This is a genomic window from Parundibacterium terreum (assembly GCF_014636315.1).
GTDB lineage: Bacteria > Pseudomonadota > Gammaproteobacteria > Burkholderiales > Burkholderiaceae_D > Undibacterium > Undibacterium terreum.
The window spans coordinates 300,038-314,065 of sequence record NZ_BMED01000003.1; the positions used below are offsets into that span (position 1 = coordinate 300,038).

At 56.2% G+C, this 14,028-nt stretch carries 14 protein-coding genes; 5 read left to right on the forward strand and 9 right to left on the reverse strand.

Going from position 1 to position 14,028, the window contains the following annotated elements:
* Nucleotides 1–72: 72 nt before the first annotated feature.
* A complete protein-coding gene (locus tag IEW12_RS16045) occupies nt 73–1,089 on the reverse strand; it encodes a BMP family lipoprotein (protein ID WP_188567099.1) in 1,017 nt (338 codons plus the stop codon).
* 482 nt (nt 1,090–1,571) lie between these two features.
* Nucleotides 1,572–2,501, reverse strand: coding sequence for a ribokinase (gene rbsK / locus IEW12_RS16050; RefSeq protein ID WP_188567100.1), 930 nt, complete (start codon nt 2,499–2,501; stop codon nt 1,572–1,574).
* 408 nt (nt 2,502–2,909) lie between these two features.
* Here rbsK and IEW12_RS16055 point away from each other — a divergent pair, with 408 nt between their 5' ends.
* Together IEW12_RS16055 and IEW12_RS16060 are read left to right on the forward strand one after the other, a co-directional pair.
* Nucleotides 2,910–4,016, forward strand: a complete 1,107-nt coding sequence (locus IEW12_RS16055; protein ID WP_188567101.1) for a carbohydrate kinase — start codon at nt 2,910–2,912, stop codon at nt 4,014–4,016.
* 44 nt (nt 4,017–4,060) lie between these two features.
* On the forward strand, nt 4,061–4,969 hold the full coding sequence (locus IEW12_RS16060; RefSeq protein ID WP_188567102.1) for a pseudouridine-5'-phosphate glycosidase: 909 nt from the start codon (nt 4,061–4,063) through the stop codon (nt 4,967–4,969).
* 66 nt (nt 4,970–5,035) lie between these two features.
* On the opposite strand, the gene IEW12_RS16065 is transcribed toward IEW12_RS16060, so the two are convergent.
* The 7 genes from IEW12_RS16065 to IEW12_RS16095 all read right to left on the reverse strand — a co-directional run bounded on the left by IEW12_RS16065 (nt 5,036) and on the right by IEW12_RS16095 (nt 11,248).
* Nucleotides 5,036–6,556 carry a DUF3426 domain-containing protein gene (locus IEW12_RS16065; RefSeq protein ID WP_188567103.1) on the reverse strand — a complete coding sequence of 507 codons (1,521 nt, stop codon included), beginning with the start codon at nt 6,554–6,556 and terminating at the stop codon, nt 5,036–5,038.
* 20 nt (nt 6,557–6,576) lie between these two features.
* Entirely contained in the window at nt 6,577–7,488 is a 912-nt protein-coding gene (gene prmA / locus IEW12_RS16070) for a 50S ribosomal protein L11 methyltransferase (RefSeq protein WP_188567104.1), read from the reverse strand.
* Nucleotides 7,489–7,541: 53 nt separating this feature from the next.
* Complete coding sequence (gene accC / locus IEW12_RS16075) at nt 7,542–8,921, reverse strand: acetyl-CoA carboxylase biotin carboxylase subunit (protein WP_188567105.1); 1,380 nt, start codon at nt 8,919–8,921, stop codon at nt 7,542–7,544.
* A gap of 102 nt (nt 8,922–9,023) precedes the next feature.
* Entirely contained in the window at nt 9,024–9,482 is a 459-nt protein-coding gene (accB, locus tag IEW12_RS16080; RefSeq protein WP_188567106.1) for an acetyl-CoA carboxylase biotin carboxyl carrier protein, read from the reverse strand.
* Between the two features lie 123 nt (nt 9,483–9,605).
* Nucleotides 9,606–10,043, reverse strand: a complete 438-nt coding sequence (gene aroQ / locus IEW12_RS16085) for a type II 3-dehydroquinate dehydratase (protein ID WP_188567107.1) — start codon at nt 10,041–10,043, stop codon at nt 9,606–9,608.
* Nucleotides 10,044–10,118: 75 nt separating this feature from the next.
* Nucleotides 10,119–10,649 carry a TlpA disulfide reductase family protein gene (locus IEW12_RS16090; protein ID WP_188567108.1) on the reverse strand — a complete coding sequence of 177 codons (531 nt, stop codon included), beginning with the start codon at nt 10,647–10,649 and terminating at the stop codon, nt 10,119–10,121.
* Nucleotides 10,646–11,248, reverse strand: a complete 603-nt coding sequence (locus IEW12_RS16095) for a hypothetical protein (RefSeq protein WP_188567109.1) — start codon at nt 11,246–11,248, stop codon at nt 10,646–10,648. Before IEW12_RS16095 ends, IEW12_RS16090 begins: the two co-directional genes overlap by 4 nt.
* A 188-nt stretch (nt 11,249–11,436) precedes the next feature.
* On the opposite strand from IEW12_RS16095, the gene mpl reads away from it, so the two are divergent.
* The 3 genes from mpl to IEW12_RS16110 are packed head-to-tail and all read left to right on the forward strand — an operon-like array spanning nt 11,437 to nt 13,986.
* Nucleotides 11,437–12,846, forward strand: a complete 1,410-nt coding sequence (gene mpl, locus IEW12_RS16100; RefSeq protein ID WP_188567110.1) for a UDP-N-acetylmuramate:L-alanyl-gamma-D-glutamyl-meso-diaminopimelate ligase — start codon at nt 11,437–11,439, stop codon at nt 12,844–12,846.
* A complete protein-coding gene (locus tag IEW12_RS16105; RefSeq protein ID WP_188567111.1) occupies nt 12,843–13,418 on the forward strand; it encodes a YqiA/YcfP family alpha/beta fold hydrolase in 576 nt (191 codons plus the stop codon). The genes mpl and IEW12_RS16105 overlap by 4 nt, the downstream gene beginning before the upstream one ends.
* The gene (locus tag IEW12_RS16110) at nt 13,405–13,986 is read left to right on the forward strand and encodes a chorismate--pyruvate lyase family protein (protein WP_229751154.1); all 582 of its coding nucleotides are present in this window, start codon (nt 13,405–13,407) and stop codon (nt 13,984–13,986) included. The genes IEW12_RS16105 and IEW12_RS16110 overlap by 14 nt, the downstream gene beginning before the upstream one ends.
* Nucleotides 13,987–14,028 lie beyond the last annotated feature (42 nt).

Sequence of the window (14,028 nt, forward strand, 5' to 3'; positions counted from 1 at the left end):
GGAGGGGCATGGATGCGGCAAAAGCTCTGGGTTCTTGCCGCATATCCTCGGTCGGGTCGCTGGTTTGCTAAATCAGATAGGGCATTTATTGTTTTCGCGGTAGTCAACTACTTTGACCTTGCCGCTGACGATGTCCTGCTTGGCTGCGTTGATGCGTTTTTCCATGTCGGCGCTGATCAGGCTGCGGTTATCCTTGTCCAGTGCCCAGTCCACGCCGCCTTCTTTCAGGCCCTTGTTGGTGACGCCGGCTTGCCAAGTACCGTTTTTGACTTGCATGAAGCTGTCATACACGGCATTGTCCACACGCTTCATCATCGAAGTCAGCATCGTGCCCGGATGCAGGTAGTTCTGGTTGGAATCGACGCCGATGGCCAGCTTGCCTTTTTCCTTGGCTGCCTGCAGCGTGCCCATGCCGCTACCGCCGGCGGCTGCGAATACCACGTCCACACCGCGTTCAAACTGCGCGCGCGCCAGTTCGCTGCCCTTGGCCGGATCGTTCCATGCAGTTGGCGTTGTGCCCACCATGTTCTGGGTCACGTCGATTTTTGCATCCACCGATTTCGCGCCTTGCGCATAGCCGCAGGCGAACGAACGTATCAGCGGGATATCCATGCCGCCGACAAAGCCGACTTTCTTGGTCTTGCTGGCCAGCGCTGCCGCCACGCCTACCAGGTAGGAGCCTTCCTGCTCCTTGAACAGCACCGAGTTGACGTTGGGGCCTGCAGCCACGCTGTCAATGACGACAAATTTCACTTTTGGAAATTCTTTGGCGACTGTCTGTACAGCCTGGCCTTGTGCAAAGCCGATGGCGGCGATCAGATCCATGTTCTTGCGGGCCAGGTTGCGCAATACCTGCTCGGTCTGGGTATCGCTGCTGACCTGTACTTCCAGGAAGTTGATCTTGGTTTCCTGCTTGAAGCGGCTTGCGCCTTCGGAAGCGGACTGATTGAACGATTTGTCGAACTTGCCGCCCGCATCGTAGACCACCGCCAGTTTAGGATCGGCTGCGTACGCATTGACTACGGCGCCGGCACTGAACAGGGCCGCAACGGCGAAGCAAAGGCGATTGAGTTTTACGTTCAAATTCATTTGTAATCCTAATCTCGATAAAGGTTATTGAGAGATTGCGGCACCGGATGATATCCGTCCGCGCGATATTGCCTAAAGATTGCTTAAAATTTCCCGAACCACTGAAATTCCGCCCAGTGCTTTCACAGCAAAATGGACGCCTTCAGCAAGCTAGCACGAAGTCTGCCAGAAAAGCACGGCGGCGCGACTTTGTTTATCATTTTTCAAGTAAAGGCAGTCAATTTCTGATTACTTCGTCCTGCCCGCTTCGTCGAATTGTTTCAGGTCCGCAGGCTGCCGACGTCTTGCAAATGGGGCAATAGCGGCTTGCTGAAACGCTAATCAAGACTAAAGCAGCCTACTTGCAATCCCATCAAGCCTGCGCAATCAGGCTGCATGCTTGCGGAACGCATTATAAAAGATTGCAGCCAGCGACGTAGTGCGAGCTTCCATATACGTAGTGCCGGCTTCCACACAGGCTTTCCTTGCCTTCGGGCCCAGGCCTAGACAGCCGCCCGGCTTTGCATGAACTGCTCCACCTCGCTGCGTTGCGGAATAGAAGTCTGGGCTCCCAGCTTGGTCACCGTCAGGGCTGCGGTATATTGCGCTTCCATGCTGGCGGTGCGGATATCCAGTCCCTTGGCGATGCCGACCGCAAATGCGCCGACAAAGGTATCGCCTGCGGCGGTGGTATCCACGACATCAACCTTGATAGCGGCGATGAACTGGCTGCCGCCTTGTTCCGTGATGCACACGCCATGCTCGCCCATGGTCAGCAATACGACGGCGACGCCGCGTTGCAGCAGTTGCTCCGAGGCGCGCTGTGCGCTTTCCTGATTGCTGACCTGGATACCGCTTAATTGGGATGCCTCGGTTTCATTGACGACCAAATAGTCCACCTGCTTCAGCAAATCATCGCTAAGCGCCTGTACTGGCGCAGGATTCAGGATGACTTTGACGCCATGCTGCTTTGCCAATTGGATGGCACGGGTGACGGTAGAAAGAGGAGTTTCCAGCTGGCACACCAGCAGTTGTGCGGAGGAGATGGCGGGCAATGCCGCTTCTACGTCTTCCGCCGACAGCGATGCATTGGCGCCGGCGGCCAGCACGATGCTGTTGTCGCCCTGGTCGGTCACGATGATGCCGGCTACACCGGTGGCGGTATCCACTACTGCAGACAGGTTGCTGACGTCGATGCCGTCATTTGCCAGGCAGCGCAAAGAGTATTGGCCGAAGCCGTCATCGCCTACGCGGCCGATAAAGGCTACATCGGCTCCCTGGCGCGCAGCGGCAACAGCCTGGTTGGCACCCTTGCCGCCGGGAATTTGCCGGAATTCATGACCGCTTAAAGTCTCACCTAGGGCTGGCATGCGCGGTGTACGAAACACCAGATCCATGTTGACGCTACCAACAACAGCGATGCGTGGCTTCATTTAAGTTCTCGCAAAAAGGCAAAGCCAGAGGACTGGCCAAAAAACGGGTAAAGATCAAGCAAGATCAGCGAAAGTTCATGCTGTTTTCAGCGAAGAACGGGATTTCGCATTGCTGCTAAAAGACAAAAAAATAGGCCGCGCAATCGTTTGCGTAGCCGATTCTCTATTTAACTATGGCGCGGCAAAGCAAGTCAAGAATTAATTCCTCAGGTTTTACTTTTTAGACGCATTCCCCAAAACAATTAGGCATCCTGCATTATTTTGGTGAGGGAAAATAACTTAGCCCATTCATCAATAAACAAATGTCGTGCGTGATAAACTAATGTTTTATTTGGCTGTTTGAGTCGCGACAACCGCGAATTCCTACTCTCTTTTTTTCCACTTTCTTCTTCGATAAGACCCTGCACCGTGACGGATGTTTCAAAAAAAGACCAGCTATTCCAGTTGATACAGGCCAACCCTTTCATATCGCAACAAGAGCTGGCCGGACAGCTGCAATTGTCGCGTTCAGCGGTGGCCGGCTATATTGCGGGCCTGATACGCGAGCGCAGGATACTTGGGCGCGCCTATGTGCTGCCGGGTGAAAATCCTGTTGTCTGTATAGGCGGTGCCAATATGGACCGCAAGGTACGTACGCTGGGGGCTTTGCAGATGGGCACCTCCAATCCCGTTTCTCAGCATGAGAGCCTGGGCGGGGTAGCGCGCAATATTGCAGAAAACCTGGCGCGGCTTGGCGCACCGGTCAGCCTGCTGACGGCACTGGGCGACGACGCTGCGGCGCAGGCCATGCTGGCGCAGGCAGAGTCAGTGGGAATGGACATGCGCGGCAGCCTGCAACTGGCGGGTAGTGCCAGCGGCAGTTATACAGCAGTGCTGGATGATCTTGGAGAGATGGTATTGGCCCTGTCTCATATGCAACTGTGTGATGAGCTGACGCCGCAGTTCCTGGCATCGCGGCAGCCGCAGCGCGCCGCAGCTGCCATGACCATTGCCGACCTGAACTTGCCTGAAGCCAGTATCCGGCTCTTGCTGCAGGATGCTGCACGCGATGCCGTCCCGCTGGTATTGGTGGCGGTATCGCAACCGAAGATGGCGCGCCTGCCGGCAGACCTGCATGGCCTGCGTCTGCTGATCCTGAACCAGGGCGAGCTGGAGGCGCGCGTCGGCAAGACATTAGAAAATGAAGAGCAGATCGCCGAAGCTTGCCGTGTGGTGCAGCAGCAGGGCGCGCAAGACCTGATCGTTACTTTTGGCGGCGACGGCGTGCTGTATACGTCGCCAAATACGTCGCCGCTCGGCGTGCAGAGGCTGGCGGCGCCCAAGGTCGCTGTTGTTGACGTGACCGGTGCCGGCGATGCATTTTCTGCCGCCGTATGCTGGTCGCTGAGCCGCGAGCCAGGTGACCTGGCGCTGGCTTGCCGGCACGGGCTGACGCTGGCTGCAATGACAATACAAAGCGCTGCAACCGTGTGCACGGATCTGACGCCGGCCAGCCTGGCTGAATTATTGGCGTAGTTACCAAGATTTGAAAATTGTTTGAACGTATAGAGGAATAGAAAATGCAGAATTACCTGGTGTATTCGGAAGAAGTATTGCAGGCGCGTGCTGCCGGCAAGCCTGTTGTGGCGCTGGAGTCCACGATTATTTCGCACGGCATGCCGTATCCGCAAAACGTACAGACTGCGCGCGAAGTAGAGCAGATCATACGTGATGCCGGCGCGGTACCGGCGACCATCGCGATCATAGGCGGCAAGATCCGGGTCGGCCTGTCGCCGGATGAATTGGAGTTGCTGGGGACGACGCCGAATGTGATGAAAGTCAGCCGGCGTGATCTGCCTTATGTGCTGGCGACCGGGCAATTTGGCGCCACGACGGTAGCGGCAACGATGATCTGCGCCGAGCTGGCGGGCATCAAGGTATTCGTTACCGGCGGCATAGGCGGCGTGCATAGAGGTGCGGAAACCAGCTTCGATATCTCGGCCGATTTGCAGGAGCTGGCGCAGACTTCGGTAGCGGTGGTGTGCGCAGGCGCCAAATCGATACTGGATCTGGGGCTGACCCTAGAATATCTGGAAACCCATGGTGTGCCGGTGGTCAGCGTCGGTCAAAAGCAGTTCCCTGCGTTTTTTACGCGCGATAGCGGCTTTAACGCCGATTTCCAGTTGGATAGCGCAGCACAGCAGGCAGATTTCATCCGTACCAAATGGCAACTAGGTCTGCGCGGCGGTATCGTGATCGCCAATCCTGTGCCTGAAAGCGACGCGATGCCGAAGGAAGAGATCGATGCGATCACGCAGCAGGCTTTGCAGGAAGCGGATCAGCAGGGCGTGGCCGGTAAGGCCGTGACGCCTTTCCTGCTGGATCGCATCAAGCAGTTAACCGGCGGCCGCAGCCTGGCGACCAATATTGCGCTGGTCAAAAATAATGCGAGGGTGGGAGCGCAGTTGGCGTTGGCTTTGAAAGTTTGAGCGGCGATGGCTGTTCGTTCCTGTAGCGCCAAACCGCCTGGATCGCTGTAGGACCGGTCCAGGCTTTTAGGGATAGAACAGCCAGACGTGGTAGCCGGCTGCCTTGATGGTTTCCAGTTCAAAATACAATTTGACCGGTTGCTCGGATGAGCCGGCAAAACCTTTGATTAGGTCAGACTTATTGGCCAGATACTCGGCCGGCGTGAAGACCTTGCGCAGCACAGGCTGCTCCTTGTCATTGTCCAGCGTCAGTTCCAGCATGGGCCAGGCCTGCGTGGTGCTGCCCTTGTTGCGCAGCAGGAGCACCAGCGAAAACACATTCTTGTTGGGTGCCAGCGCCTGCAACTCGTTGGATTCCATCGAGATCGCGTCTATCTGCGTCAATAGCGTGATCTGGCAATTCAGTATCTTGCAGGCATCCGCCAATGCAGGCCGGGCTTGCGGGAACCACGCGGCCAGTTGATTGCGCATGGTGTAGGTGACCTGGGCCAGCAGGCCGAAGAACAGCAGTACCGACAGTACTGCCATTGTGATGCGCACAGCTTTGCTGCGTGCCTGCCTGCGTTCTGCCTGCAAGACAAAAGCGGGCGCCTCGGATTCAGACAGGCTGGATACTTGTTCGTCGATCAGTTCCGGATGGACAGACGCAGCTTCCAATGCTTCTTCTGCATCTGCATCCAGGGTTTCCGGTGCCGCGCCTTCATCGCCAGCATGTGCGGTATCGGCCAGCAGCAATTGCGCGTCCGCTTCCTCCGCATTGCCTTCATCAGTCTGCAATTCATCCGGTGCCGGATCATCTTCCGGCTCCGCCAGTGAGACCGCCTGTGCATGGTCTTGCATATTGTCCTGCACAGCTTCGGTACCGATCTCTTCCTCGAATACGCTCTCGAATTCCGACAGGAATTCTGGCTCAAACTCAGGTTCGAATTCAGATTCTTCGTGTTTGATGTCGGCCGCAGGTGCGGCAGGCAATGCATACTCGGAGCTGCCGGAGGGTTCGGATACCAGCCCTGCATGAAGAGCGGGCTGGAATTCATCTGCGTCCGGCGTCAGCGGCGGGTCTTCCGGCGGTTCTTCTGTCTTGGCGACGACGCCCTCATCCGAAACTGACCAGTCTTCTTCGGCAGCGGCCAGCAAAGCCATGCGCTGCTGCAGCTCCGCATCCTCGTCAGCCAGCGACACTGCGGCGGCTTCGGGCGCTGGTTCCAATATCGGTTCCAGCTTGGGCTCGCGTTTTTCCTCAACAGGCTTAGCCGGGCTTTTTGCCAGTGGAAGCGGATTGTCGTCGAAAATACCCAGGTCAAAATCCAGGGAATCGGCTTCGGCGGGTGCTGGTGATTCTGTATGTGCTACGGCAGCGGTTGTTGCTGCTGCTGCGGCGGCTACCGGTTCCGGTATCGCTGGCGTGGTTCGTGCAGCAGGCGTAGCCGGAGTGGCGGGTGTTGCGCCCGGCGCCACCAAATGCTCTATACCGTTGAAAATCTGCTGGCAGGAACCGCAACGGACTATGCCTGCGTGCAGTTTTAGCTGGTCATTGGCGACCCTGAAGGTCGTTTGACAGTGGGGGCATTGGGTGGCGAGGGCCATCTCGTCTTTGTGATGTTGGTCTAGGTTGCCAGCTTGCCGGACAAGGCAACCCAGCCTTCATGCTCGGCCCATACCGACAGCTTGATATAGGGAGCGTAAGCTGCGGCGACTTCTTCTGCCTGCCTTGACAGTACGCCGGATAAAATCAGCGAGCCACCTGCAGCCAAACGGCCCGACAGCATCGGCGCCATCAGTTTCAGCGGGCTGGACAGGATGTTGGCGACCACCACGTCAAACTTGTGGCTGGCAGGATGGGTAACCGAAAAATCTTCCGGCAACGCATAATGGATTTCGCAGTGGTTGCGTTCCGCGTTGTAGCGCGCAGATTCTATCGCTTGCGGATCGATATCGACGCCGACGACATCCTTTGCGCCCAGTTTTTGCGCGACCATCGCCAGGATGCCGGAACCGCAGCCGTAGTCGAGTACGGTCAGGTCCTTCGGTGCATTGGCTTCCAGCCATTCCATGCACAGGCGTGTGGTCGGATGGCTGCCGGTGCCGAAGGCGAGGCCGGGATCCAGCTCCAGTATCAGGGCATCGGGGTCAGGGGCATCGTGCCAGCTAGGCACGACCCAGATATTCTTGCCTATATGAATAGGCTCGAACTGGGATTGGGTCAGACGCACCCAATCCTGTTCTTCCACGGAGCGTGTCGTATAGGCTGGTGTCGTTGCCAGTGAAATTGCGGCGGCGGCATCGGCCACGATCGCAGCATGATCGCTGTCGATATCGGCCAATGCAACCACACGGCTGCGATCCCATGCGGTTTCGTCCGGCTCCATGCCGGGTTCGCCGAACAGGGGATTCTCCGCATCGGTACCTTCATCGGCGTCTTCTACAGACACCGATAAGGCGCCCGCTTCCATCAAAGCATCGGAAAGCGGCTCTGCGTGCTCGCGTGCAACTTCAATAACAATTTCTATCCAGCCCATTACTTTACTTCTCCAGGTTTACTTCTGTTACCGCCGCTTGTTTCGGTGCTTGCTTATTTCTTGCCGGCTTTGGCGTCTTTAGGCAAATCCGGCTTGTCGGCGAGCTTCTGTTCCAGGTAATGGATATTGGTGCCGCCTTCGATAAAGCGGGCATCGATCATCAGTTCGCGGTGCAGCGGGATATTAGTCTGTATGCCTTCAACCACCATTTCGGACAGCGCGATCTGCATGCGCTTGATGGCTTGCTCACGGGTTGCGCCGTAAGAAATCACCTTGCCTATCATGGAGTCGTAATTCGGCGGTACGAAATAGCCTGCATAAGCGTGCGAATCCACGCGTATGCCAGGGCCGCCCGGTGCGTGCCAGGAAACGATGCGTCCCGGGGAAGGCGTAAACTTGAACGGGTCTTCGGCATTGATACGGCACTCTATGGAGTGGCCTTTCAATTCGATATCTGCCTGGCGATAGCGCAGTTTTTCGCCGAAAGCGATGCGTATCTGTTCCTGCACGATATCGACGCCGGTGATCATTTCTGTGACCGGATGTTCTACCTGTACGCGGGTATTCATTTCGATGAAATAGAATTCCTCGTTTTCATACAGGAATTCAAAGGTGCCCGCGCCGCGGTAGCCCAGCTTGCGGCAGGCTTCTGCACAGCGGTTACCGATTTTTTCTATGATCTTGCGGGGAATGCCTGGCGCCGGTGCTTCTTCTATCACCTTCTGGTGACGGCGCTGCATCGAGCAATCGCGCTCGCCCAGCCAGATCGCATTTTTATGCTCGTCGGCCAGGATCTGGATTTCCACGTGGCGTGGATTCTCCAGGAACTTCTCCATATAGACTTCTGGATTGCCGAAGGCTGCGCCGGCTTCTGCCTTGGTCATCGTCACGGCGTTCAGCAGTGCCGCTTCGGTATGCACCACGCGCATGCCGCGTCCACCGCCGCCGCCCGCTGCCTTGATGATGACAGGGTAGCCGACCTTGCGCGCGATCTGGACAATCGCTTTAGGATCATCCGGCAATGCGCCTTCGGAACCTGGTACGCAAGGTACGCCCGCCTTGATCATTGCATGCTTGGCCGATACCTTGTCACCCATCATGCGGATGGATTCTGCGCGAGGGCCGATGAAGACAAAGCCGGATTGCTCCACGCGCTCTGCAAAATCGGCGTTCTCAGACAGGAAACCGTAGCCCGGATGAATAGCCTGAGCGTCAGTGACTTCTGCCGCGCTGATGATGGCGGGCATGCTCAGATAGCTTAAGTTGGAAGGGGCTGGACCGATGCAGACCGATTCGTCTGCCAGTTTGACGTACTTGGCTTCGCGGTCGGCCTCGGAGTGGACAACCACCGTTTTAATGCCCATCTCGCGGCATGCGCGCTGGATACGGAGCGCGATTTCACCACGGTTGGCGATAAGAATTTTTTCAAACATAGTATTAATCTGTAGTGATTGCAGCGCTTGATTGCGGTGCAGAGATAATGCTGCTGAACAACGCCGGAGTTCATACCAGCCGCAAATGCGGCCGCAAGGCGTTTAGCCAATCACAAACAAAGGTTGACCATATTCGACTGGCTGACCGTTTTCTACCAGGATCTGTTTTACTACGCCGGTCGTGTCACTGTCGATTTCATTCAAAAGCTTCATGGCTTCGATGATGCACAGGGTGTCGCCGGACTTCACGCTGCTGCCGACTTCCACGAAAGGCGAAGCGCCTGGAGCGGAGGAGCGGTAGAAAGTGCCTACCATAGGGGACTTGACGATATGGCCTTCTGGGGCAGCCGGTGCTGCCGGAGCAACTGGCGCGGCGGCTACAGGGGCTGCCGCAGGCATCGCTTGCTGCATGCCTTGCGGCTGCATCATGACTACTTGATTCTGGGGTATTGCAGAAGTTTTAACGATGCGAACCTTGCCTTCGCCTTCAGTCACTTCGAGTTCTGCAATATCAGACTCGGCAACGAGGTCGATCAAGGTTTTTAGTTTTCTTAAATCCATGTGGAATTCCCCTGGGAATAATGGTTTTTAAATTATTGGATGCACAATCGACAAAATGGCGATTGGCAATCGTAGGGCGCGATTATAAGCCAATATCGGCAAATTGCGTGAAGATGGACGAATTTAAAGACTTTTTAATGCAAAGTCAATCGCCAGTCGGTAACCGTCTGTGCCTAGGCCGCAAATAACGCCTGTGGCAATCGCAGACAGAAAAGAGTGGTGGCGGAATGCCTCTCTCTGGTGCACATTGGAAATATGCACTTCAATGAATGGTATCGCCACACCGGCTAGCGCATCCCTCAATGCGACGCTGGTATGGGTCAATCCACCCGGATTGATAATGATGGCATCTACCTTTTCATCACGGGCAGCATGGATACGATCTATCAGCATGCCCTCGTGATTGCTCTGGAAAGTATGCAGCCTGGCATGGGCAGCTTCTGCCTGTTGCCTGGCTGCCGATTCCACGTCTGCCAACGTCGTATAACCATAGACCTCGGGCTCTCTGGTGCCGAGCAGGTTCAGGTTTGGTCCGTTGAGCAGCAGGATGTTACTTGCCATAATACCAATTGGTTCATCGACGATAGGCGCATTTTGCCGCCATTTACCCCCGATTGGCAAGGAAAAATCGCTGTCTTACATAGTCAGTTTTGTTATATCGGCACGTAATTCGTCCATTTTCAGGCGGCCTAAATAGCTTTTTGCTAAGCTCCCGTCCGGTGCGATGAGCACGGTGAACGGTAGTCCGCCAGCCTGATTGCCCAGCTGGCGCGAGAGTTCGGTGCCTTCCATGCCGGCTGCAAACAGCGGATAGGTGATTTTGTATTTGTTTGCAAATTCGGCAATATTGCTTGGGCTGTCTATGCCCAGGCCCAGCAATTGAATATTTTTGGCAGCCAGTTCATTTTGCAAGGCAGACAACTCAGGCATTTCCTGCACGCAGGGCCCGCACCAGGTTGCCCAAAAATTCACGACCAGGAATTTTCCTTGCCATTGAGATAATTTTTGCTGCTGACCCTTGCTATCCGACAGGGTCATCGTCATCAATTGCTGGATGGCAGGAGATTGCGGCTTGGCTGGTGTAGTGTGCTTATTGCCCAGATAGACGCCGATGCCGGCAAACAGGATGGCCACGACGGCGGCGCTGGCGATAAAACTTTTTTTCATTCTGCGGTGCTTTCTATAGTGCTGTCTTGGATCAGGCTGCGTACTGCAGCGATATTGGCGCGTTCGGTACGGCCGCCGGAACGCAGGTCGTCGGTGTTATAAAGCGCCAGATGCACGCCTTCCTGCTGGTGCAGGAAACTCAGGGTTTCTATCATCTCGTTGCGGCTGCTGACAGTTTCCGAGACCTCGAAATTGACGTCCTTGTTCAGCAGGAAGATAGTCACATCCTTGGTATTGTCGGTAAATAGCTGCAAATGGATGTCACTATGCTGGCCGGCAGTGCCGTTTAATACCGCGCCGGTCAGGTAGGGCTGGAATCTTTCCAGCTCCAGCATCAGGCCGAGTGCAATTTGCCGCAACAGCAACAGGCGCTGCGGCTGGGTATCGCCGAAAAACAGCGCATTGTATTCGCGGACTTCCTGCTCTATCTGGCTATTGTCGGGCAAGATGTCGCCTTTCGGCTTCTTGTTGCCCAATATCTGCTTGGCAGCCTTGCGCTTGGCGGAGCCATAGTCGGCGCCGTCTTCCGCGATCATGCGGGCTGCCAGCATAGCAATTTCGCTACGCAGCATTTCGGCATCACTAGGGTAATTGAGCATGGCTGGACTATTTGTGATTTGTAGAACGGGTTCCAGAATAATAGCCCAGACTCTTAAAGTCTGCCTCTGCTTATCCCCGTCAGGTAGAATTGCGGGATTCTGGAATTTGGCCTGTTTTGCTTGGAGCGTACGGGCGGCATAAAAGTTTCAGGCGGCTGGCTGATCAAAGATTTCCTTATCAATTAAATATGCATATTCACATACTAGGTATTTGCGGTACTTTCATGGGCGGTCTGGCAGTGCTGGCGAAGGAGGCCGGACATAAGGTGACCGGTTGCGATGCCAATGTCTACCCGCCCATGAGCACGCAGTTGCAGGCGCAAGGCATAGAGCTGACTGAGGGCTACGGCCCCGAGCAAATCCACCTGCAGCCTGACTTGTTTGTGATCGGCAATGTGATTTCGCGCGGCAATCCGCTGATGGAAGAAATATTAAACCGCGGCCTGCCTTATATATCCGGCCCGCAATGGATGGGCGACCATATCCTGCGCGACCGCTGGGTGCTGGCAGTGGCGGGTACCCACGGCAAGACCACCACGTCGGCAATGCTGGCCTGGATACTGGAATCTGCCGGCTACGCGCCAGGCTTCCTGATCGGCGGCGTGCCTCTGAATTTTGGCATCTCTGCGCGGCTGAGCGGTGCCGGCCAGCAATCCGACTTCTTCGTGATCGAGGCCGATGAATACGATACGGCCTTCTTCGACAAGCGCAGCAAGTTCGTGCATTACCATTCCAAAACCACGGTATTGAACAATCTGGAATTCGATCATGCCGATATCTTCGCGGATGTAGGCGCGATAGAAACCCAGTTCCACCATTTGGTCAGGACCGTGCCCGGCGTCGGCCGCCTGATTGTCAATGCACAGGAACCTTCGCTGCAGAATGTGCTGAAGCGCGGCTGCTGGAGCGAAAAAGAATTTTTCGGCAGCGAGACGGAGCAGGGCTGGAGCCTGAAGCTGCAGGATGGTGAAGATTTCGAGGTCTATTTTGACGGCAGTTTGCAGGGGACAGTGCGCTGGCAATTGAACGGCGCGCATAACCGCATGAATGCGCTGGCTGCAATCGCCGCCGCCAGGCATGTAGGCGTAGCGCCGGCACTGGCGATAGAAGCGCTGGCACAGTTTGTCAACGTCAAGCGCCGTATGGAAGTGCGCGGCGTGGTGAACGATATTACTGTGCTGGACGATTTTGCCCATCACCCGACTGCCGTGACGACCACGGTAGAGGGATTGCGCAGGAAGATAGGCCAGGGCAGGATCTTGGCCGTGCTGGAGCCGCGCTCCAATACGATGAAGCTGGGAACGATGAAGCAGGCATTGCCGGGCAGCCTGGCACAGGCGGACCTGGTATTCGGCTATGGCGCAAGCACGGGCAAGGATGCATTGGGCTGGGATCTGGGCGAGGCACTGAGCCCTCTGGGCAACAAGGCCAGCGCCTATAGCGATATCCCTAGCCTGGTCGCTTCCATCGTCAAGGCGGCGCAACCGGGCGACCATGTGCTGGTCATGAGCAATGGCGGCTTTGGCGGCGTGCACCAGAAATTGCTTGACGCGCTGGCAGGGCAGGCGATACCGGCAATACCGGCCGCAGCCAAATGATACTGTACCTGCACGGCTTTCGTTCATCGCCGCAGTCTTTCAAGGCGCGCCTGATAGCAGAGTATATGCAGGCGCAGGGCCGTGGCGACGAATACCTGTGTCCGCAACTGTCGGCGTCGCCGTTGCTGGCGATCAGGCAGGCCGAGCAGCTGCTCGATGCCTGTGCGGATGTTGCACGGGATGTCACGCTGATAGGTTCCTCACTGGGCGGCTACTACGCGACCTGGCTGGCAGAAAAATATGCTTGCAAGGCTGCGCTGTTGAACCCCGCAGTGAGGCCGCCGCGCGATCTGGAAAAATATGTGGGTGTGACGACTGCCTACCATAGCGACGAGGTTTTTGAATTCAAGCAGGAATATGTGGCGGAACTGCAGGCCTATGAAGTGGCCGCGATCACGCAGCCGCAGCGGTATTTCTTACTGGCGGCAACCGGCGACGAGGTATTGGATTGGCGCGAGATGACCGCACATTATCCTGGTGCCAGGCAGCATGTGATTGAAGGCAGCGATCATGGCATATCGGATTTTTCGCATTACCTGGAACAGGTAGTGGCTTTTTGTGACGGCAGGTAGCGTATTGCAATTGAGAGTAGACGGAACAAGCCTGGCGCGCTGGCATTCGGAAGTAAATGGCGTGCAGGCGCCCGCGGATATGCAGCATTGGCTGACAGACAGGGGCTCGCTGACGGCCAAATTGCTGGACCGTTGCGAACAGTTCCGGGTAAGGCGGCTGAGCCAGCGCAAGGCGCTTTGCCTGGCGGATGAATATGCAGAGCTGGGTTTGCACAGGCGCATGCAGGTGCACGAACGGCAGGTATTGTTGTGCTGCGACGGCAGACCCATGGTATATGCGCATACGGTCGTGCCATTGACGGCAACTGCCAATGAATGGCCGCTGTTTCATGGGCTGGGGGAAAAGTCCCTTGGCACAACCTTGTTCAATGACCCGCGGGTAATACGCGGCAGCCTGGCGTATGCGCGGCTGAGGCATGCGCATCCCTTGGTGCGGCGGATGCTGGCACTGGACTTGCCGGTATCGCAGCAGCAGAGCTTGCTGGCTCGGCGCTCGTTGTTCTGGCGCAAGGGTGCCTGTTTGCTGGTGACAGAAGTATTTTTGCCGCAGATTGCTGGACTAAAATAGCCCTATCAGGCTGTGGTAGCGCGCCCGTCTGCCAGCAGTATA